General features: G+C 73.4%; 21 protein-coding genes. 11 read left to right on the top strand and 10 right to left on the bottom strand.

The genetic code is table 11. The annotated features are described in order from the left end of the window. Positions 1 to 69: 69 nt before the first annotated feature. Complete coding sequence (locus H4687_RS17390) at positions 70 to 369, bottom strand: ArsR/SmtB family transcription factor (protein WP_050398296.1); 300 nt, start codon at positions 367 to 369, stop codon at positions 70 to 72. A gap of 186 nt (positions 370 to 555) precedes the next feature. On the opposite strand from H4687_RS17390, the gene H4687_RS17395 reads away from it, so the two are divergent. Both H4687_RS17395 and H4687_RS17400 read left to right on the top strand, forming a co-directional pair. Beyond that, a complete protein-coding gene (locus H4687_RS17395) occupies positions 556 to 975 on the top strand; it encodes an arsenate reductase ArsC (RefSeq protein ID WP_050398206.1) in 420 nt (139 codons plus the stop codon). A gap of 267 nt (positions 976 to 1,242) precedes the next feature. Then, positions 1,243 to 1,530: a chaplin gene (locus tag H4687_RS17400; RefSeq protein ID WP_179860117.1), complete on the top strand. Its 288-nt coding sequence runs from the start codon at positions 1,243 to 1,245 to the stop codon at positions 1,528 to 1,530. A gap of 114 nt (positions 1,531 to 1,644) precedes the next feature. Here the strand turns inward: H4687_RS17400 and H4687_RS17405 are convergent, their stop codons facing one another. The 8 genes from H4687_RS17405 to chpG all read right to left on the bottom strand — a co-directional run bounded on the left by H4687_RS17405 (position 1,645) and on the right by chpG (position 6,926). Next, positions 1,645 to 2,511 carry a tyrosinase family protein gene (locus H4687_RS17405; protein ID WP_046919144.1) on the bottom strand — a complete coding sequence of 289 codons (867 nt, stop codon included), beginning with the start codon at positions 2,509 to 2,511 and terminating at the stop codon, positions 1,645 to 1,647. Continuing rightward, the gene (locus H4687_RS17410; RefSeq protein WP_404819281.1) at positions 2,495 to 2,953 is read right to left on the bottom strand and encodes a tyrosinase family oxidase copper chaperone; all 459 of its coding nucleotides are present in this window, start codon (positions 2,951 to 2,953) and stop codon (positions 2,495 to 2,497) included. Before H4687_RS17410 ends, H4687_RS17405 begins: the two co-directional genes overlap by 17 nt. Before the next feature lie 91 nt (positions 2,954 to 3,044). Beyond that, positions 3,045 to 3,554 carry a hypothetical protein gene (locus tag H4687_RS17415; RefSeq protein WP_046919152.1) on the bottom strand — a complete coding sequence of 170 codons (510 nt, stop codon included), beginning with the start codon at positions 3,552 to 3,554 and terminating at the stop codon, positions 3,045 to 3,047. 320 nt (positions 3,555 to 3,874) lie between these two features. Further along, positions 3,875 to 4,480: a vitamin K epoxide reductase family protein gene (locus H4687_RS17420; protein WP_046919146.1), complete on the bottom strand. Its 606-nt coding sequence runs from the start codon at positions 4,478 to 4,480 to the stop codon at positions 3,875 to 3,877. Further along, a complete protein-coding gene (locus H4687_RS17425) occupies positions 4,480 to 4,977 on the bottom strand; it encodes a DUF5949 family protein (RefSeq protein WP_046919147.1) in 498 nt (165 codons plus the stop codon). The genes H4687_RS17420 and H4687_RS17425 overlap by 1 nt, the downstream gene beginning before the upstream one ends. Positions 4,978 to 5,175: 198 nt before the next feature. After that, on the bottom strand, positions 5,176 to 5,466 hold the full coding sequence (locus H4687_RS17430) for a hypothetical protein (protein WP_046919148.1): 291 nt from the start codon (positions 5,464 to 5,466) through the stop codon (positions 5,176 to 5,178). A 184-nt stretch (positions 5,467 to 5,650) separates the two neighbouring features. Beyond that, positions 5,651 to 6,496, bottom strand: a complete 846-nt coding sequence (locus tag H4687_RS17435; protein WP_046919149.1) for a hypothetical protein — start codon at positions 6,494 to 6,496, stop codon at positions 5,651 to 5,653. Between the two features lie 190 nt (positions 6,497 to 6,686). Next, positions 6,687 to 6,926: a chaplin ChpG gene (gene chpG, locus H4687_RS17440; protein WP_005479502.1), complete on the bottom strand. Its 240-nt coding sequence runs from the start codon at positions 6,924 to 6,926 to the stop codon at positions 6,687 to 6,689. A 298-nt stretch (positions 6,927 to 7,224) separates the two neighbouring features. Here chpG and H4687_RS17445 point away from each other — a divergent pair, with 298 nt between their 5' ends. From H4687_RS17445 to H4687_RS17485, 9 genes are read left to right on the top strand one after another with little or no spacing between them, the layout of a single operon-like run. Further along, a complete protein-coding gene (locus tag H4687_RS17445; RefSeq protein ID WP_046919150.1) occupies positions 7,225 to 8,400 on the top strand; it encodes a hypothetical protein in 1,176 nt (391 codons plus the stop codon). Between the two features lie 39 nt (positions 8,401 to 8,439). Beyond that, entirely contained in the window at positions 8,440 to 9,354 is a 915-nt protein-coding gene (locus tag H4687_RS17450) for a glycosyltransferase family 4 protein (RefSeq protein WP_192781682.1), read from the top strand. Further along, positions 9,351 to 10,805, top strand: a complete 1,455-nt coding sequence (locus H4687_RS17455; RefSeq protein WP_233443334.1) for an exopolysaccharide biosynthesis polyprenyl glycosylphosphotransferase — start codon at positions 9,351 to 9,353, stop codon at positions 10,803 to 10,805. The genes H4687_RS17450 and H4687_RS17455 overlap by 4 nt, the downstream gene beginning before the upstream one ends. An 11-nt stretch (positions 10,806 to 10,816) precedes the next feature. Continuing rightward, a complete protein-coding gene (locus H4687_RS17460; RefSeq protein WP_046919898.1) occupies positions 10,817 to 12,154 on the top strand; it encodes an O-antigen ligase family protein in 1,338 nt (445 codons plus the stop codon). Continuing rightward, complete coding sequence (locus H4687_RS17465; RefSeq protein ID WP_225966726.1) at positions 12,151 to 13,911, top strand: lipid II flippase MurJ; 1,761 nt, start codon at positions 12,151 to 12,153, stop codon at positions 13,909 to 13,911. The genes H4687_RS17460 and H4687_RS17465 overlap by 4 nt, the downstream gene beginning before the upstream one ends. Beyond that, complete coding sequence (locus H4687_RS17470) at positions 13,895 to 14,644, top strand: polysaccharide deacetylase family protein (protein ID WP_225966727.1); 750 nt, start codon at positions 13,895 to 13,897, stop codon at positions 14,642 to 14,644. Before H4687_RS17465 ends, H4687_RS17470 begins: the two co-directional genes overlap by 17 nt. A gap of 7 nt (positions 14,645 to 14,651) precedes the next feature. Beyond that, positions 14,652 to 15,800: a glycosyltransferase gene (locus H4687_RS17475; protein WP_046919698.1), complete on the top strand. Its 1,149-nt coding sequence runs from the start codon at positions 14,652 to 14,654 to the stop codon at positions 15,798 to 15,800. A 20-nt stretch (positions 15,801 to 15,820) separates the two neighbouring features. Next, complete coding sequence (locus tag H4687_RS17480; RefSeq protein WP_179860116.1) at positions 15,821 to 16,465, top strand: YveK family protein; 645 nt, start codon at positions 15,821 to 15,823, stop codon at positions 16,463 to 16,465. Beyond that, positions 16,462 to 17,643, top strand: coding sequence for a GNAT family N-acetyltransferase (locus tag H4687_RS17485; RefSeq protein WP_046919700.1), 1,182 nt, complete (start codon positions 16,462 to 16,464; stop codon positions 17,641 to 17,643). The genes H4687_RS17480 and H4687_RS17485 overlap by 4 nt, the downstream gene beginning before the upstream one ends. A 22-nt stretch (positions 17,644 to 17,665) precedes the next feature. On the opposite strand, the gene H4687_RS17490 is transcribed toward H4687_RS17485, so the two are convergent. Continuing rightward, positions 17,666 to 19,156: a glycoside hydrolase family 26 protein gene (locus H4687_RS17490; protein ID WP_192781683.1), complete on the bottom strand. Its 1,491-nt coding sequence runs from the start codon at positions 19,154 to 19,156 to the stop codon at positions 17,666 to 17,668. Positions 19,157 to 19,226: the final 70 nt, after the last annotated feature.

Here is a 19,226-nt window from a genome sequence, read left to right on the forward strand (position 1 = left end):
CCCGGCCCCCGCGACACTCTCCTCGATGGCAGCCAACACCACTCCTCGACATCACCCGGCGACGCCGGTTCAGGAACAGGACCGCTTCACGTCGTTCTCGACAGTCACCCGCGCGGCCTCCGCCAGTTCGGCGAAGCCGCCCGCGAGGGAGGCGAGGGCCTCCGGCCGGAGCCGGTAGTACGTCCACCGCCCGCACGGTTCCGTCTCCACGATCCCGGCCTCGCGCAGCACCTTCAGGTGGTTGGAGAGATTGGTCTGTCTGGCGCCCGTCTCCTCCACCAGATGCGTGGTGCAGAGGGTCTCGCGCGCGAGCAGGGTGACGATCCTGAGGCGCAGCGGATCGGCCAGAACCCGGATCAGGTCCCGCAGCGCGTCCCGGTCCGGATCCTGGTCGGGGTCCCGGTCCGGGCCCTGCGTTGATTCAGCATCGACTGACGTCAGCATGCGCTGATATTGTCACATCACCTCAGGCTGATGCGAGCCGACCCGCAACCACAAACAGAAGCAGAACCAGAACCAGAACCAGAACCAGCCATCACAGGAAGCGACCCCGCCATGACCTCCCCCCTCGCCTCCGTGCTCTTCGTCTGCGTCCACAACGCGGGCCGTTCCCAGATGGCCGCGGGTTTCCTGACGCACCTCGCGGGCGACCGGATCGAGGTCCGCTCGGCCGGCTCCCTCCCCGCCGACCGGGTCAACCCGGCCGCGGTGGAGGCCATGAAGGAGGTCGGCGTCGACATCGCCGGCGCCGCGCCCAAGGTGCTGACCACCGAGGCCGTCCAGGCCTCCGACTACGTCATCACCATGGGCTGCGGCGACGCCTGCCCGGTCTTCCCCGGCAAGAAGTACCTCGACTGGGCACTGGAGGACCCGGCCGGACAGGGCGTCGAGGCGGTCCGCCCCATCCGCGACGGGATCAGGACCCGCGTCGAGGCCCTGATCGCCGAAATCACCGAGAACGACACCCGGTCCTGAGCACCTTCGGCCGGATCTCCGCACGAACGGCCGCTCGACCGGCCGACCGCACGCCCGGCCGCCCGACCGGCCCCCCGATTGGCCCACGCCCGGCCGCCCGACCGGCCCCCCCGATTGGCCCACGACCGGCCGCCCGCCCCGCCCCATACTCCCGTTCGGAACGGGTGATCCCCCGCCGGACGCCGTGACCCGCGGTGCGCGGGCGCGTTGAAGGGGCGTGCGGCCACGAAGTGGGGGTCGTGCTCACCGATCAAGAAGGAGAACGTGATGTCTCGCATCGCGAAGGCAGCCGTCGTCACCCTCGGCACGTCCGCCGTCGTGCTCAGCGGCGCCGGCCTGGCCGCGGCGGACGCCGGCGCCGAGGCCAAGGCCATCGGCTCGCCGGGTGTCCTGTCGGGCAACATCATCCAGGTCCCCGTCAACGTGCCGGTCAACCTGTGCGGGAACACGATCAACGTCGTCGGCCTCCTGAACCCGGCCTTCGGCAACGTCTGTGTCAACAAGAGCCACGACAACCACAAGGGCAACCCCGGCCCGTCCGGCTACGGCCACTGACGGGGCCCACAGCCCCGAGCGTCACAGCAGCGACACGGCAGTGACAAGAAGCCCCCGACGGTGTCCCACCGTCGGGGGCTTCACGCCGCGCGGAAACCCGGAGACCGCGGCCGGTCACCCGTACCGGTACACGTGCCCGATCGACTCCAGCGCGCCCGGGGTCACGTTCCAGGGCGGCATCCGCTCGTCGCGCGCGACGATCCGCCCCCGCTGGGAGTCACCCTTGCCCGGCGGCTTGGCCGGCAGGTAGCGCGCGCCCCGATGACGCCGCTGCCAGCGCGTCCACTGCAGGTCGATGAAGGCGTGGTGCAGCCAGAAGACGGGGTCGTTGACGGAGGCGCCGCCGACCATGTGCCCGCCGACCCATCGGTGCACCCGATTGTGGTTGAGCCAGGAGCCGTTGCCGGTGCCCTGGCCCCACCCTTCGAGCCGGTTGCGGAAACCCCCGCGGGTGACCGAGTTCCACGGAGCCTTGTCGTAGACGGACTCGGCGAGCGCCGCGTCCAGGTCCCGGGCGGTGGGCAGGCCGACGGGGTTGCGCGGGTAGCCGAAGTCCCGGGTGAGGTACTCGATGTCCGTGAGCCCTTCCGTGATGGTCCACCGGCCCGTCCCGTACGCGAACGGGCCGGTCGTCACCCGCAGGTCGGAGCGCCGCCCGTTGCCGCCGAGCAGATCGGCCGTCCAGGGCACCGACGTCGTCGTACGGTCCCGCGTCCAGTCCCAGTACGGCACGGTCACCGAGTCGTCGATCCGGCGCAGCGCCTTCTCCAGCTCCAGCACGAAGCGGCGGTGCCAGGGCAGGAAGGAGGGAGCCATGTGGGCCGCCCGCAGACCGCCGTCGCCGTCGGAGACGTAGTGGTCGATGTGCATCCGCACGAATTCGTCGTACTCGCCGCGCTGTTTGAGCTTCAGCAGCGCGCCCACGAACCGCCGCCGCTCCGTGCGCGTGAGCGTGCTGACGTCCTTACGCGTGTAGACCATGGCCGACCGCTCCCTCCGACGTCTCCCCCACGCGCAGGCGCTGCGTGGTCCCCAGTTCCTCGACGGCGGCGCGGGTCGCCTCCAGGGCCGTCGGGTACGAGCGGTAGTGGTCGATCATGCTCAGGTACGTGCCGTCCGCGCGGCGCATGAGATGAAGCGGGCGCCCGTCGACGGTGACGTCCCACTCGCCGGGGCCGGGCGTGCGGGCCCCGAGATAGGCCGTCTGGCCCGTGTCGGCCCTGACCCCCCGGATACGGCGGCCCCGGAACGTCTCGTCGAAGTCGACCTCCCCGGGCCGCGCCGACCGGCGGGGCCACGCGGCGGCGACGACGGGGGCCACGGCCAGGGCGACGGCCGACGCGCCCAGGACGCGCAGCGCGTTGCGGCGCGTTCTGCTCCGGCCGGCTTCGGGGTCCACCGTCACTCTGCTGACGAACAACACTCTCTCCTCGTCGTGTTCGGTAGCGGTGACCCCCGGACGGCCGGGCCCGGGCTGTCAGGGCCCCGGGCCTCGTCTCCGTGTCGCCGCGGGCTCAGACGAGCCCGAGGTTCGCGGTCGGCGCCGTCCGCAGCAGCGGGGTGAGGACGGCCACCTGGGGGTCCTTCAGGCTGGGCAGGCCCAGCGCGTGGGGGTCGGGCGCGGTCAGTGGGGTGTCCACGTTCAGCCCGGGGGTCAGGGTCCGCAGGTCGGCGGCGGGGGCGTCGACGCCGAGCCGCTCGAAGCCCTCCCCGACGACCCGGGGCAGCGGGGTCTCGGCCTTCAGCCCCGGCAGCGCGGTGCCGAGCGGCACCTGGGGCAGGCTGCTCGCGGGCAGCAGCCGTCCCTCGACGTACTTCGGTCCTCCCTGGGGAGCGCCCGGCATGAGCAGCGGCAGCTCTCCGCTCAGCTTGGGCGCCTTCACGTTCAGGGAGTGCTCCACCCCTTCGAGCGGCAGGGGGACGGGGACCGTCTCGGCCGCGACGGCGGGGGCGGCGGAGGCGCCCATCGCGGCCGCCACACCGGTGACGACGGCGGCAAGGGTTCCTCGTGTGGTCGGCTTCATCTCGGTACGGTCCCTTTCGAGCATGGGCGGATCCGCGATCGGCGACCGTGGGAATCGGCCGGATCGGCGGATACGGAATCGGCGGTTCGCGAGCCGTGCTGCGGGGCTCGGCGCCCGTACCGGGTGAACGATCCGGGGATCTCCCTCAGTTCAAGATTCGCCCGACTGCCGCAATGGTCCGAGAGGCCTATGGGCCCATTGCCGCATCGACCCATTGCCTCAATGTCCTATTGCCTCGATGTCCTATTGCCTCATCGGTCTCTTGACCGTCGGCCTGCCGCCCATCGGCCCATTGCACCACTCACCTGTCGATCCGCAGGTCAGCTTGTCCAGAAGTCCCACCATCGGGTCAGGACGAGCATCCCGATCACTCCGAGGTGCAGCACCGGGAGCACCCAGGTGAACTCGACGAGAAAGCCGCTCAGCCAGGCCGGCGCGGGCAGGAAACCGTTGCGGACGTCGAAGGAGAGCAGGTACCAGAAGAGAACGATCGTGGCGATCCACGCCAGACAGCACCACAGACAGAGCGAGTTGATCCGGTACAGCGACTCGAACTGCAGCCAGGTCACGAAGCCGACCCCGAACAGCGCCCCCGCGCCGAAGGTCAGCCAGTACCAGCGTGGGAACACCGCTCCGGCCAGCAGACTCACGCCGACGCAGACGACGACCCCGTAGGCCACCAGTCCGAGCATCGGGTTCGGGAACCCGAAGGCGGAGGCCTGGTCGCTCTTCATGATGTTGCCGCAGGAGACCACCGGGTTGAGGCTGCACCCGGGGGTGAAGTTCGGGTCCTCCAGCAGCTTGAACTTGTCGAGCGTGATGACCCAGGACGCGAGCAGACCGGCCGCGCCGGTGAGCAGCAGCAGGATCGCGAAGGCACGGCCGCCGCCGGCCGTGCGCGCCGGCCGCCCTGCCGGGACGGCCATCAGCCGCGCAGGCTGCGGGCCGGCAGGAGGACGTGGGCGGCGCTGGTCAGTGTCTCGGGGTCACCCGCGAAGGCGGCGAGGGCCGCGGGCTCGACGGGCATGCCGGGCCGCGCCTCGGGCCAGGGGCGGGTGGCGAACAGCAGGTAGGCGAAGCCGCGGGTGCCGACGGCGGCGAGCCACTCCGGCGGGGCCGGGCACTGGGCGTTGAGCTGCGGCAGGGTGATGACGGCCTGGCCGGCCTCGACGAGCAGGGTGACCGGCAGGCTGGGGTGGGCGGCGCCGTCGACGACCTTCTCGCCGATGGACAGGCCGAGACCGGTCAGCAGATCCGCCACGGCGGCCGTGGAGCCCTCCGGTCCGTTCCGGCCGTCGCCCAGGGTGTAGGCGAGCAGATAGGGCATGTCTCCGTCGGGGGCTTCACCGCTCCACGCCATGACGACGAGCGTTCCGAGGTCGGCGGGACGGAAAGGGCGGGTTTCAGCGGAAGTTGAAGTCACCGCGGAACCCTATCCACGCCCGCCAAACGACTGGGCCGTGTTTTCACCCGACCGGGCGACAGGCGACGACCGACCACACGAACGAGGGACACGCCTCGAACACCGGGGAATTCACTCGACGGAGGAGCGGAAAGCGCGTCGGGCCGGTTCCGCTTTTTCCGCGGAACCGGCCCTGGGCACACACTGCGAAAGGAAATGTCAGCCCTGGAGGGGCAGACCGCCCAGGAGCTTGCTGGGGCCGCCGGGGGCGTTGAGGGCCTTGGTCGCGCCGCTCACCGTGTGGAGGACGGAGTCCTTGTTCTCCGTGTCGAGCGCGTTCGACTGCTGCTGCATCGGAGCGGGCGCGATGGGCCCCTTGAAGAGCGTGTTCACCGCGCCGTTGAGGCTGGTGGGCGTGACGTCCGTGGCGTCGTAGGCAAAAGCCGGTGCGGCGGCACCGGCGATGGCCAGGGACCCTGCGACGACAGCGGCGGCCTTCAGCGACTTCATCGTGTTCCTCTCCTCGGATACTGGAAGCACTGCGCCGTGTCCAACGAGCCCCCGCGCCGACGGAAACCCCGTTTCGGACAGGTCATATCTGACGCCGAACAACAGGTCATACGAAACAGCCGTCGGACCGACCCGGACGGCGGTCGGCCCGACGGCCTGCGGAGAGCCGCTGCCAGCGGAATTCTCAGCGCACGGGCGGCACGGCCGGCGGCCGTACCGGCAGCGTGTCCGTGGAGGGCGTCACCGGCAGCTCCGCCGGGGACTGCACGGCCGGCAGGGCGACCGGGGCGGGCAGGCCGCTGCCCAGGAGGATGGACCCGATGAGCTGGACCAGACCGGCGACCACACTGTTGACGGCGGGCAGCACCTGGGCGAGGTCACCGGAGGTGACCGCCTTGAGCAGGGTGTCGACCGCCTTCTGCAGGGCGGTGAGCGCGTCGGTCACGGGGTTCGCCGCGACGCTGCCGGCCGGGCGCACGAGAGCGCGGTCGAACGCCGGCAGCGTGACCGCCTGCTGCGGAGCGGCCGGCACCACGGGGGCCGCCGGGGCGGTGGGCACCGACGGGAGCGAAGGAGCCGCCGGGACGGACGGGACCGTGGGCGTCGTCGCCGCGGGCGGAACGGCAGGCGCGGGCGGAACAGCGGGCGCGGGCGGGGCCACCGGCAGGGCGACCGGCGGAACCGCCGGAGGAACGGCCGGCGAGGTCACCGGCGCACCCGCCTTGGCCCGGTCGATGGCGTCCCGCACCGCCTTGCCCAGCTCGGCCGCCCGGTCGGCGGAGAGCTGGCCGTTGTCCGCCTCGAGTACGGCGTCGAGCAGATCGGTCACCGGCTTCAGCACCCCGCCGAGGTCGCCGAGACCCTTGAGCTGGTCCTGGAGCGCGTCCGCGCCGGGGACGGGGGCCGCCGACCGGGCGCGCTCGCGTGCCGACTCGACGTCGGCGGCCAGGGCGGCCGGGGCGGTGACGCCGAGGAGGAGCGTGGCGCAGAGCGCGGAGACCGCGAGACGCCGTGCGGGCAGAACACGCATGGATGTTCCTTTCATCGGTGCGAGGGATCGTGTTTTCACCGTGAAATCGCTGATCGCCGACTGCAACCGATGGGGCCCATCCGGAGCAACACGAACCGGCCGCCCTCCCCGTGGGGAGAACGGCCGGTTCGTGTGGAACGTGCGAACGTCAGTCCGGAGACGTCAGTGCGGGGACGTCAGTCCTCGAACGTCAGTCGTTGAAGCACTTGTTGCCGAACGACGGGTTCAGCAGACCGATGACGTTGATGGTGTTACCGCACACGTTGACCGGGATGTGGACCGGAACCTGCACGACGTTGCCCGACAGCACGCCCGGGGAGTGGGCGGCGAAGCCCTTCGCCTCGCTGTCGGCGGTGGCGACGCCGGCGGTGCCCGCCACGGCCGCGGCAGCAACGGAGGTCAGGGCCAGGCCCTTCGCGATACGCGACATGGAGAGGTGCTCCTTGGAGTTGATGCAAAAAACACTCGGGCGGGGGTGCCCGGCGGTGAGTCAACGCGTGGCATGCGTCCGGGGTTGTGCCTCCAAAGGAGTGATCTCGCAGAACGCCCGCTTCACCGTTCCGACACAGTTGGCGCGTTCCGTAGATAAGTACGCATAGCGGGATAGAGTGCGCATCTCCTCACAACACCGCGGCCTTTATCAGATCCGCACATTTTCTGCCCGTCGAGGGTCCGCGGCCTTTCCCCGACAAGCACCCGAACGAGCTCCCGAAAGGGCACCGCCGGTCATGCGAATTCACCCGGGTCCTCTGCTGCGCCGCGCGATGGTGGGCTGCTGCGCCCTCGCCGCCCTCTGGGGGCCCGGCGCTCCCGCGACGGCCGCGCCACCCGCCCCCTCCCCCGAGGCCGAGCGCCTGGCGTTCGGACAGCGTTACCGGGCGCTGCAGCACGGCGGGATCGTCCGCGCGGCCAACTCCTCGATCACCTGCCGTGCGGCGGTGCCGGCCGCCTCGCCCGCGGCCGCACCCTCCACGACACCGGCCGCGCCCGCGGCACTCACGCCCGCTCCCGCGGTCGCTCCCGCGGTGTCCTCGTGCGCCGACGCGCGTGCGGGGCGTACGGCCGTCAACGGCGACTTCGACATGTTCTACATCGACGTCGACCGGGACCCGAACACCTACAACTCCAGCCGGGGCGAGGTCCGGCTGCCGCCGGGCGCGCGGGTGTCGTACGCGCGGCTGTACTGGGGCGGGAACCTGCGGGTGGGAGAACAGAAGCCGCCGAAGGACAACGGGCGGGTGCTGATCGCGGAGCCCGGCGGCGCGTACAAGGAGGTGCTCGCCGACTCGGTGGTGGGGCACCGGGTGACGCGGGGCGCGGACGCCTTCCAGGCCTCGGCGGACGTCACGGAGCTGGTGCGCTCCAGCGGGTCGGGGCTCTACACGGTGGCGCAGGTCAATGTGGCCATGGGCCGTTCGGCGGCCGGCGCGTGGGGCGGCTGGACGCTGATGGTGGCGTACGAGAACGCGGCGGAGCCGCTGCGGCACCTGGCGATGTGGGACGGGTTCGACACGCTCGCGCCGAACGGGGAGCAGCGCATCGGGTCCACCGCGATGGCGCTGCCCGAACGCGCGCGCGGGGTCGTCGGCCTGGTCGCCTACGACGGGGACCGGGGGAGCCGGGGCGATTCGCTCACCGTTTCGACCGGACGCGGTCCGGCCGTCGCGCTCGGCGACGCGGCCAACCCGCGTGACGACGTCCTGAACTCCACGATCGGCGAACCGGGGACGCTCGCCGCAGGGCGTACGCCGACGTACTCGAACACGCTCGGATACGACTCGGACGTGCTCGAACTGGACGACGAAATCCGGCGCGGCGGTGACCAGTTGGCCTTCCGGCTCGTTTCGCAGCGGGACGCGGCTTGGGTCGGGGCGCTCTTCGTCGCCGTCGACGCCAAGCCGTGACGCGCGCCGCCCGGCGCCGCCCCTGAGCAAGGAACCCGCATGCAACTGTCACCATCCGACCCTCCGTCGCGGGTCCTGCACATCACCCAGCCGGTCGACGGCGGCGTGGCCCGTGTCGTGACGGACCTCGTGCGCGCCCAGCTCGCCGACGGCCTGCGCGTCGCGGTGGCCTGCCCCGACGGCCCGCTCGCCCCGGCCCTGCGCGCGCTCGGCGCGGACGTACGGCTCTGGGCGGCGACCCGCTCGCCCGGCCCCGCACTCGTGTCCGAGGTACGGGCGCGCTGGACGGTGATCCCGAACGGGGTCGACGCCGGCCGCTTCCACCCCGCGGCCGTGGACACCGTGCGCGCCGGGATCCCGCTGCTCGCCGGTGTCGATCCGGCCGCTCCGCTGGTGGTGTGCGTGGGGCGGCTGTGCCGGCAGAAGGGGCAGGACGTGCTCCTCGCGGCCTGGGACGCGGTGCTGCGGCAGGTGCCGGGGGCGCGTCTGGTGCTGGTCGGCGACGGGCCGGAGGGTGAGCGGCTGCGGGCCCTGGCCCCCGAGAGCGTGCTGTTCGCCGGGGGTGTCACGGACGCCGTGCCCTGGTACCAGGCCGCCGATCTGGTCGTCCTGCCGTCGCGGTGGGAGGGCATGGCACTGGCGCCGCTGGAGGCCATGGCGTGCGGGCGGCCGGTCGTGCTCAGCGATGTGGACGGGGCCCGCGAGAGTCTGCCGCCCGGTCAGGAGCCGGTGCCGGTCGAGGACCCCGCCGCGCTCGCCGGGGCGGTCGCCCGGCTGCTGCGCGATCCGCTGCTGCGCGAGTCGCTCGGCCACCAGGGCCGCCATCACGTACTGACCACGCACGACGTGCGGCACACGAACGAGGCCGTCGCGGACGTGTACCGCGAACTGCTCGGCGGTACGGACGGCCGACGCGGGAAAGCCACCGAGTGCAGGGAGTCCATCCACACGTGACTGCGGAACGTACGGAAAGCACCGTCCACTCCCCCGGTGGACAGCAACGCGAGTTCGGCGGCTCGTCCGTCTCGGTGGTCCCGCCCCGCGAGACCCTCGGCGGCCCGGCCCTCCCGGCCGGCCGGCGGCCCGTCGCCCGGCCTCCCTCGGGGCTGCCACTGCTGACCGCGGACGGCGGCGCGGCCCTGCTCGCGGTGCTGGCACTCACCGACGACATGACTGCCGGGCGGCCGCTGATGGTCGCCGTCCTGACCCTGGCCGTGGCCGTGCTGAACGCCCGGGCGCGCCTCTACCGGCCCCCCGCCGTGCCCGCCGTGCTCGACGAACTGCCCGCCGTGTGCGGACGGATCGTGCTCGGCTGGTGCGTGCTCGGCGCCGGGGTGGCCGCGCACTCCCCCGACCACGCGCTCGCCGCCCATGAGCTGGCCCTCGGCTGCGCCCTGCACTCGGCGGCGGCCTGTCTCGGCCGGGGCACGGTGCACTGGCACCGGCGCCGGGCGCTCGTCAGACGCCCCGGCACGGCCCTGGTGGTGGGTCCCGCGGCGACCGCGCAGCGCGTGGCCGCCGCGTTCCTGCGCCACCCGGGATGCGGCATCCGGCCCGTCGGTGTGGTCGCCGACCAGGCCTCCGGGACCGAGGGCCTGCCCGTGCTGACCACCCCCGAGGAGGTGCGGCGGGCGGCCGTGCAGAACGGCGTCCGGGCCGTGCTCGTCGTCGGCTCCCGCATCGAACGCGCCCCGCTGCTGCGCACCCTCCAGGACGACGGCTGCGCGCTGTGGGAGGTGGACCCCGAGTCCCCCTCCTACGACCGGGACGGCTCGACCGAACTGCTCGCCGGGTTCGCCTGCCGGCGACTGGAACTGACGGTCAGCCATGAGGCCTTCGGCAAGCGCCTGCTGGACGTGGCGGTCTCCGGGGCGCTGCTGCTGCTGGTGAGCCCGCTGCTGCTGGTGTGCGCGGTGGCGCTGCGACTGGGCGACGGGCCCGGGGTGGTGTTCCGGCAGGAGCGGATCGGCCGGGACGGGCTGCCGTTCACGCTGCTGAAGTTCCGCACCCACCGCCCGGCCGACGCGCACGAGGCGGCGACCCGGTGGAGTGTGGCGAACGAGCAGGAGATGGGCTGGTTCTGCCGCTTCCTGCGGCGCAGTTCGCTGGACGAGCTGCTGCAGCTGTGGAACGTGCTGCGCGGCGACATGAGCCTCGTCGGCCCGCGCCCCGAACGGCCCTACTTCGTGGCCAAGTTCGGCCAGACCTACCCCGGTTACGCGGCCCGGCACCGGATGCGGACCGGCATCACGGGCCTGGCCCAGGTCACCGGGCTGCGCGGCGACACCTCCATCGAGGACCGGGCCCGCTTCGACAACGCGTACATCGACAACTGGTCGCTGTGGCAGGACCTCTGCATCCTGGTGCGCACGGCCGCCGCGCTCGTCCGTCCGACGGGGAGCTGACCGTGACGTCTGTGCGCGCTGCGGCGCCCGTCCTGCCCGTGGTCGCCGTGGTCGCCGCGCTCGCGCTGCCGATCACGCAGGGCGCCGAGGGCGGCGCGACCCCGGCCGACGCCGTCTCGGGGCTGCTGGTGCTGTTCTGCGCCGTGCGGCTGCTGCGGGACCGGCGGCGCCCCCTGACCCGCACGGCCGCGGTGGTCCTCGGACTGCCGGTGGTCGGGCTCGCGATCGCGACGGCCGGGGCGGGCGACCCGGGGGCCGGGGTCGAGGGGTTCGGCCGGTATCTCCAGATCTTCGTGCTGGTGCCGGTGGCGGTGCTGCTGTGTGTGCGCGGCCGGTCCGACTTCCGGGTGGTGGCCTGGTCGTTCGTGGGGCTCGCGCTGTGGCAGGGCGCCGTCGGGGTGCACCAGTTCGCCACCGGGACCGGGGCCAGCTACGCCGGTGAGGACATCCGGGCCGTCGGGACCTTCGGGGCCGGGGACGTCATGGGGATGGCGACCGTCGTGTCGTTCGGGCTGGTGTGCGCGGTCGGGCTGGCGCTGGCGCCCGCGACGGTGCGGCAGCGGGCCTGGGCGGTGGTGTGCTCGGTGCTGCTGGTGCTGCCGCTCGCGGTGTCGTTCAGCCGGGGCGCGTGGATCGCCACGGCCGCGGCGTGCGGACTGCAGGTGCTGCTGGCCGGGCTGCGGCGGGCGGTGGTGGTCTGCGCTGCCGTCGCCGCCGTGGGCGTGGTCCTCGTCGGCGGGCTCGGGATCGGGTCCGCGATGATCCAGGACCGGATCAGCAGCATCACCCACGTCGCCGACACGCCGGACCAGTCGGTCACCGACCGGTACACCATGTGGGCCGCCGCCGCCGGGATGTGGCGCGAGCAGCCGCTGGCGGGCGTGGGACTGAAGGGCTTCCCCGAGCACCGCGACGGCCACGCCTCGCTGGCGCTGTCCGCCGGCAGCGACATCGCCGGCGCCGGCACCGCCTACCAGAAGCAGCCGCTCCTCTCCCCCCACAACATGTACCTGCTGGTCCTGGGGGAGCAGGGGCTGATCGGCCTGACGACACTCGCCGGGAGCTGGCTGGCGCTGGCGGTGTGCGGGGTGCGGGGGCTGGCGCGGGCCCGGCACGAGAGCGGGCCACGCCGGACCGGCGGGCTCGACTGCGGGCTCGTCGCCTGTGGGCTGATCACCTGGGTGCTGGTCGACTTCCTGTACGCGGACATCGGCGGGCCGACGACCGTGCTGACGGCCGTGTGCTTCGGCCTCGTGGCGTGGTGGGCGCTGGCGGACCGCACCGCCACGGGTGCCGCCCCGGCCGGGGCCGTCGCGTCCCGCGTACCGGAGGGGGCCGGGGCACGATGACCGGAACTCCCCCGCACGCACCGCGGCAGACACCTCCGGCGGCACCGGATTCCGGCGCCGTGGACCCGGTGCCGCCCCCTTCGCACACCGTCGACCCCGTTCCCCCGGCCCCCGCCCCCTCGGTGCCCGGCGCGCGGGCCGCCGAGCCCTCGGAGGTCGCGCCGCCCACGGGGCGGTTCCTCGCGAAGGCGACGCTCGTCACGGCGGCGCTCACGGCGGCCGCCGCGCTGCTGGGGCTCGGCCGGGACCAGTCGCTGTCGTACCTGTTCGGGGCCGGCAGCGAGACGGACGCGTTCCTGGTGGCGTGGACCGTGCCGGAGTTCGCGGCGACGCTGCTGATCGAGGACGGCATGGCGTTCGTGCTGGTGCCCGCGTTCAGCGTGGCCGTGGCCCGGCGGGCCAGGGGCGGCGCGGGCGCCGACCCGGTCCGTTCCCTGGTCGCCTCGACGCTGCCCCGGCTGGCGCTGGCCTTCGCCGCGTCGGCCGTCCTGCTCATCCTCGGCGCGCCCTACCTCGTCGAGGCCCTCGCACCCGGGCTGCCCGATCCCCGCCTGGCCGTCGACTGCACCCGGCTGACCGGCACCTGTGTCCTCACCTTCGGCCTGGCCGGCTACTGCAGCGCGGCCCTGCGCGCCCACCGCCGGTTCGTGGCACCCGCCGCGATCTACGTGGCGTACAACGTCGGGATCATCACGGCGATGTTCGTGCTGGGCGGGCGCTGGGGCGTGCGGGCGGCGGCCCTCGGGGTCGCGGTGGGCGGTGTGCTGATGATCGCCACGCAGCTGCCGGCCCTGCTGCGGCAGCTGCGCCGCCCGAAGCGGGACCGTGGGGCCCCCGCGCCGCCCGTGTGCCCCGAGGCGCTCGCGTCCGGGGACGACCGGGACGCCGCCCGGCCCGTCGAGCTGACCCTCATCACCACCGTGCTGCTGTTCGCGCTGTGCCGTCAGTCCCAGGTCCTCATCGAGCGCTTCCTCGGCTCGACGCTGCCCTCCGGAGCCATCTCGCACCTCAACTACGCGCAGAAGGTGGCCCAGATCCCGATGACGTTCTCGCTGATGCTGTGCACCGTCACCCTCCCGGTGGTGGCGCAGGCGATGGCGGAGGGCGACACCGAGCGGGCCCGCAGCCGGGTGGAGAAGGATCTCGCGCTGGTGTCGTGCATCGTGCTGCTGGGCGCGGCGGCGATCTTCGCCTGCGGTCCGCAGATCATCGAACTGCTCTTCCAGCGCGGTGCGTTCACCGCGCGGGACACCGCCGCCACCGCCGCCGTGATGCGGGTGTACGCCCTCGGGCTGCTCGGCCACGCCCTGGTGAGCGCACTGGTCCGCTCCTACTTCTCGGCGGGCCGGCCCACCTGGTACCCGTTGGCCGCGATGGCCTCCGGGATCGTCGCGACCTCGTGGATCGGCGCGGCCACCGTCGACTCCTGGGGCGTCCTCGGCATCGCCGCCGCCAACGCCATCGGCATCACCCTCACCGCCCTGCTCCTGCTGCGCGGCATGCGCGGCCGGGCGGTGCCGATCCGCACCCGGCAGGTGGTCGGCGAGATGAGCCGGCCGGTGCGGGCGGCCGTGGCCGCGGGCGTGGTGGGGATGTACTGCGCCGACCGGTTCGACTCCCCCGTGCTCGGCCTCGCCGTCGGCGGCGTGGTCGTCGCCCTCGTCTTCGTCCTGCTGGCCTCGGCCCTGGGCGCCTCCGGCGTCACCCCCGCCCTCCGTTCCGTCACACGAAGGCTGCCGTATGTCCGTAACCGCTGACCCCAGACCGACGACCGCCGCCACCCCGCTGTGGGTGGCCATGTACCACTCGGTGGGCGACTCCTCCGAGGACCCCTACCGCATCACCGTCTCGCCCGACCGCCTCGACGCCCAGCTCGGCTGGCTGCGGCGGCGCGGGCTGCGCGGGGTCGGCATGGCCGAGCTGCTGGCCGCCCGCGCCCGGGGCGAGGGCCGGGGCCTGGTGGGGCTGACCTTCGACGACGGGTACACGGACTTCGTCGACACCGCGCTGCCGCTGCTGCGCGCCCACGGCTGTGGGGCCACGCTCTTCGTACTGCCGGGACGGCTCGGCGGCGAGAACGCCTGGGACCCGCTGGGCCCGCGCAAGCCGCTGCTGGACGAGGAGGGCATCCGGACGGCCGCCGGGACGGAGGGCATCGAGGTCGGCTCGCACGGGCTGACCCACGTCGACCTCACGAAGGCGGACGACGAGACCCTGCGCGCCGAGACCGCCGACAGCAGAGCGCGGCTCGCGGAGCTGACCGGCGCTCCCGTCCAGGGCTTCTGCTACCCGTACGGCACCCTCGACCAGCGGGCCGCCGACGCCGTGCGGGACGCCGGGTACGCGTACGCCTGTGCCATCGACCCCGGCCCGCTGAACGGCCCGTACGCGCTGCCCCGGGTGCACATCGGCGAGGAGGACACGGCCCTGCGGCTGCTGTTGAAGCGGAAGCTGCACCGGCTGCGCCGCCGTCCCGTCGAGGGGGTCTGAGGCCGACGTGAAGGCGCTGCACATCATCACGGGCCTCGGCGTCGGGGGCGCGGAGCAGCAACTGCGGCTGCTGCTGCGTCATCTGCCGGTCGACTGCGACGTGGTGACACTGACCAACCCGGGCCCGGTCGCCGACGGTCTCACCGCCGACGGGGTCCGTGTCACTCATCTGGGCATGGCGGGCAACCGTGACCTCGCCGCGCTCCCCCGTCTGGTGCGGCTGATCCGCCGGGGCGGCTACGACCTCGTCCACACCCACCTCTACCGGGCCTGCGTGTACGGCCGGTTCGCCGCCCGGCTGGCGGGGGTCCGCGCGGTCGTGGCCACCGAGCACTCCCTGGGCGACTCGCAGATGGAGGGGCGCCGGCTGTCCGCCGGAGTGCGCGCCCTGTATCTCGCCAGTGAGCGCCTCGGCCGGTCCACGGTCGCCGTCTCGCCGACCGTCGCCGACCGGCTGCGGCGCTGGGGCGTGCCGGCCCCCCGGATCGAGGTCGTCCCCAACGGCATCGACCTCGCCGGCTTCCGCTTCGATCCGGACCTGCGCGAGCTGACCCGGCGGCGGCTCGGGCTGCCCGAGGGCGCGTACGTCGTCGGCGGTGTCGGACGGCTCGCGGCCGGCAAGCGGTTCGACGTGCTGGTCCGGGCGCTCGGCCGGCTACCGGACGACTGCTGGCTGCTGATCGCCGGCGGTGGCCCGGAGGAGAGCGTGCTGCGGCGGTCCGCCCAGCGGGCCGGGGTCGCCGACCGGGTGCTCCTCACCGGGGAACGGCCGGCCGCGGGCGCCCCCGGGGCCGATCTGCCCTCGCTGATGAACGCCATGGACGTGCTCGCCTCGCCCAGCGCCGAGGAGGCCTTCGGGCTCGCGGTGGTGGAGGCGATGGCGTCCGGGCTGCCCGTGCTCTATGTCTCCTGCCCGGCGATCGAGGACCTGCCGCCGGACGCGACCGTCGGCGCCCGGCGCGTCCAGGGGGGCGCGGAGTCGTTCGTCAGCGCCCTGCTGGACCTCCGCGCGCAGGGCGCGCGCAGCCGGGCCGTCCCCGCCGCCGCCCAGCACTACTGCATCACCCGCAGCGCCGCCCAGCTCATGGACGTGTACGCGGCCGCCGTCTCCCGCACGCCCTCGCCGACCCCGCCCCTGGGAGTGAGTTCCGTATGACCGACCGTACGTCTGAACGTATGTCCGACAGCCCGCACCGCGGGCCGGCCCACGGCGGCCGCGCCCGGTCCCTGCCCTCCTGGTCCGTGCTCGCGGCCGGCGCGCTGCTCGGCGGGGTGGCCGGGGGCGCGTACGGCGTGGTGAAGGCGCCCGTCTACACCGCCACCAGCTATCTCGTCGTCGTGCCCGCCGAAGGGTCGGACACCCAGTCGGCGCTCGGTTTCGCGCAGGCGTACGGGCGGGTGGCGACGCAGGTCGCGGTGCTCGGGGACGCGCAGGTGTGGGCGGGGGTGCCGGTGGAGACGCTGCGCAAGGACGTGCGGACGGCGACCTCGCCGGACGCGCCGATGGTCGCCGTCTCCGCCACCTCCTCGCGGCCGGACCTCGCCGCCGACATGGCCAACGCCGTCTCCCGGGCCCTGACCCGGCACGCGAACGACACCAAGAGGTCCACGCGCGTCGAACTGCAGCAGTTCGCCCGCGCGACCAGGCCGACCGAGGCGTCCTCGGCGTCGCCGACGGTGACCGGTCTGGTGGGCACCGCGGCCGGCGGGCTGCTCGGCGGGCTGGCCCTGCTGATCCGGCCCCGCCGCGCCCCCGGGGCCCCGCCGTCGGCCTCCGTACCGGGTCCCGCTCTCGCCGCCGACGCCCACGGACAGCTGTGACCAGCGTCCTGGAGACGGGGACGAGCACCACCCTGCGCGCCGAACTCTGCACCGACGAGCGCGAGTTCGGCGAGCTGGCCGGGCCCTGGGACCGTCTGTACCGGCGGTGCGGCGCGGCCACCCCGTTCCAGAACCACGCCTGGCTGCACTCCTGGTGGCTGTCGTACGGCACCCCCGGCAGGCTCCGGCTGGTCCTCGTCCGCGACGGGGCCGAGCTGCGCGCGGTCGCCCCGCTGATGCTCGTACGGCGTCCGCTGCCCGCCCTGGTCCCGCTCGGCTGCCCGATCTCGGACTTCGCGGACGTGATCGTCGACGACGAGTACGCCGAGCAGGCGTCGACGGCGCTCGCCGAGGGGCTGTCGGCCGCCGCCCGGACCGCGCTGATCGACTTCCGCGAGGTACGGCCGGGCGCTGCCGTCGAACAGATTTACGACCGCTGGCGGGGACCCCGCCGCAAGGTGGCCGACTCGGTCTGTCTGGAACTGCCCGCGCGGCCCATGGACGAGCTGCTCAAGCGGCTGCCCAGCTCCCGGGCCCAGCGGGTGCGCGCCAAGCTCCGCAAGCTCGGCGACCTCGGCATCGAGCCGCGCGCGGTGGGCGCCGACGAGGTGGACGCGGCCCTGCGGACCATGCTGGACCTGCACCGCCTGCAGTGGCAGGACCGCAAGGTGACCACCGAGCACATGCGCCCCCGCTTCTCCGAGCATCTGTCCCGCGCGGTCGGGCCGATGGTGCGCTCGGGGGACGCCGTGGTGACCGAGTTCCGGCTGGACGGCGACGTGATGGCCGTCGACGTCACCCTGCTGTCGCACCGGCTGGCGGGCGGTTACCTCTACGGCGCCCATCCGCGGCTGCGCGAACGCAAGGCCGACGTCGCCACCATGCTGCTCAACGCCTGCGCCGGGCATGTCGGTTCCGGCGTCCACCAGGTGCTGAGTCTGCTGCGGGGCGCCGAGCCGTACAAGCTGCGCTGGCGCCCGGACACCGTCGTCAACCAGCGCCTGCTGCTCGCCCGACGCCGCACCGCGCCCCTGCTGTCGGCCGTCGCCTGCGACGCGGCGGCCCGGCTGCGGGGCAAGGAACTGCTCCACCGGTGGCGGGCCAGGAAGGGCGCCGAGCAGAACCGGGAGCGCGGGGACCGGCCGGAGCGGAAGGAACGCGGTGGCGGCGGGCCCTGAGCGGCCCGCCGCCGGCTCCGGATCACCGGTAGCGCGACCACCAGTCCGTACGGACGCAGAGCTTCCCGCCGAGCCAGTACTCCACCCAGTCGCCCAGCTCCAGCGGCGAACAGTTCGGCGGACGTACGGGCGTGGTGGGAGCCGGCTTCGGTGTGGGGGTGGGAGTGGGCGTCGGAGTCGCGGTCCCGGCCGTGTCACGGCCGAAGAGCATCGACCGGTACACCTGCGCCGCCTTCGGGTTGCTCGAACACTGCCAGACACCGTGCGGGCAGTAGTCCGTGAGCGTGTTGTAGAGCGGCTTGTGCTCGTCCATCCAGGCGAGCATGCGCCGCATGTACTCCGGGTTGTCGCCGTTGCGGAAGAGTCCCCATTCCGCGTAGGAGATGGGCTTCTTGTGCGCCTTCGCGAAATCGACGTGTGCCTGCAGGCCGTAGGGCTCCTTCACCTGTTCGTCGAAGGTGATTCCGCGCGGCTGGTCGTAGGAGTCCATGCCGATGATGTCGACGGTGTCATCTCCCGGATAACACTGCGTCCAGGGAATGGCGTCCCTGCCCCGGTTCGGGGTCCAGTCGAACTTGAATTTCTGACCCGGCACCGCGCGCATCGTGGTGACGATCCTGTTCCAGTACTTCTTCCAGCTCTCCGGGTCCGGCCCGCAGCGATGGGTGTACGTGATGCCGTTCATCTCCCAGCCGAGCACGATCACCGTGTCCGGGATCTTCAGCTCGACCAGTCGCTCCGCGAGCCGGCGGTAGTGGTGGTCGAACTGACCGGCGGCGGCGCGGCGCAGCAGCGCGCGGACCTCGTGGTCGGAGACGCCCTCCTCGTTGCGCTCCATCATGGGCACGTTGAGGACGAACATCCGGTCGTCCTCGTCGCGCCGCCACTCGGCCCAGGAGTCCAGGAAGCCGGGCAGGCCCTCGATGTTGGACCAGCGGTCGCCCGGCAGGTAGGTGTGCGCCACCCGCAGGTCGGAGCCGCCCAGCCAGTCGCTCAGCTCGGCGATCCGGGCGACCCCGCGGGGCCCGTAGTGCAGGTAGGCGCCGATGGCCGGCAACTGCTCGGGAGGCTTCGGGGTCGCGGAGGGCGTGGCCGGCACGGGCGAGCCCGCCGGCGGCGGGACGGAGGCGCTCGGGGCGGCCGGTGCCGTCGGGACGACCGGAGCGGGCGTCTTGGCGACCGGAGCCGGGGTGACGGCGGCGGGCGCCGCCGGGACCGGGGGCTTGACCGGCGCCGCCGGGACCGGGGGCTTGACCGGAGCGGCCGGGACCGGGGGCTTGACCGGAGCGGCCGGGACCGGGGGCTTGACCGGAGCGGCCGGGACCGGGGGCTTGACCGGAGCGGCCGGGACCGGGGGTGCCGGTGGGTCGGTCGCCCGGCCCGCCACCCGCGCGCCCACGGCGTGCACCGGGACCGACGCGAGGGCGAACGACGCGACCACGCCTGCCGCGACGAGCGCCAGCCGTCTGGTGCGGGGTCTCCTGTGCCGGGGCCGCCGCTGTTGTGGAGCCATGTCCGCTCCCCTCTCCGCTCTGTTCACTTCACTGCTTTCCGCCGCCGATTTCCACCTACTGACAATCAGT

The organism is Streptomyces stelliscabiei (genome assembly GCF_014873495.1).
Classification (GTDB): Bacteria; Actinomycetota; Actinomycetes; order Streptomycetales; family Streptomycetaceae; genus Streptomyces; species Streptomyces bottropensis.

Coding starts and splice junctions, on each gene's coding strand:
- H4687_RS17395 (WP_050398206.1), top strand. CDS start 556: ATGACCTCCCCCCTCGCCTCCGTGCTCTTCGTCTGCGTCCACAACGCG.
- H4687_RS17415 (WP_046919152.1), bottom strand. CDS start 3,554: ATGAAGCCGACCACACGAGGAACCCTTGCCGCCGTCGTCACCGGTGTG.
- H4687_RS17400 (WP_179860117.1), top strand. CDS start 1,243: ATGTCTCGCATCGCGAAGGCAGCCGTCGTCACCCTCGGCACGTCCGCC.
- H4687_RS17420 (WP_046919146.1), bottom strand. CDS start 4,480: ATGGCCGTCCCGGCAGGGCGGCCGGCGCGCACGGCCGGCGGCGGCCGT.
- H4687_RS17445 (WP_046919150.1), top strand. CDS start 7,225: ATGCGAATTCACCCGGGTCCTCTGCTGCGCCGCGCGATGGTGGGCTGC.
- H4687_RS17470 (WP_225966727.1), top strand. CDS start 13,895: ATGTCCGTAACCGCTGACCCCAGACCGACGACCGCCGCCACCCCGCTG.
- H4687_RS17450 (WP_192781682.1), top strand. CDS start 8,440: ATGCAACTGTCACCATCCGACCCTCCGTCGCGGGTCCTGCACATCACC.
- H4687_RS17490 (WP_192781683.1), bottom strand. CDS start 19,156: ATGGCTCCACAACAGCGGCGGCCCCGGCACAGGAGACCCCGCACCAGA.
- H4687_RS17465 (WP_225966726.1), top strand. CDS start 12,151: ATGACCGGAACTCCCCCGCACGCACCGCGGCAGACACCTCCGGCGGCA.
- H4687_RS17405 (WP_046919144.1), bottom strand. CDS start 2,511: ATGGTCTACACGCGTAAGGACGTCAGCACGCTCACGCGCACGGAGCGG.
- chpG (WP_005479502.1), bottom strand. CDS start 6,926: ATGTCGCGTATCGCGAAGGGCCTGGCCCTGACCTCCGTTGCTGCCGCG.
- H4687_RS17430 (WP_046919148.1), bottom strand. CDS start 5,466: ATGAAGTCGCTGAAGGCCGCCGCTGTCGTCGCAGGGTCCCTGGCCATC.
- H4687_RS17435 (WP_046919149.1), bottom strand. CDS start 6,496: ATGCGTGTTCTGCCCGCACGGCGTCTCGCGGTCTCCGCGCTCTGCGCC.
- H4687_RS17480 (WP_179860116.1), top strand. CDS start 15,821: ATGTCCGACAGCCCGCACCGCGGGCCGGCCCACGGCGGCCGCGCCCGG.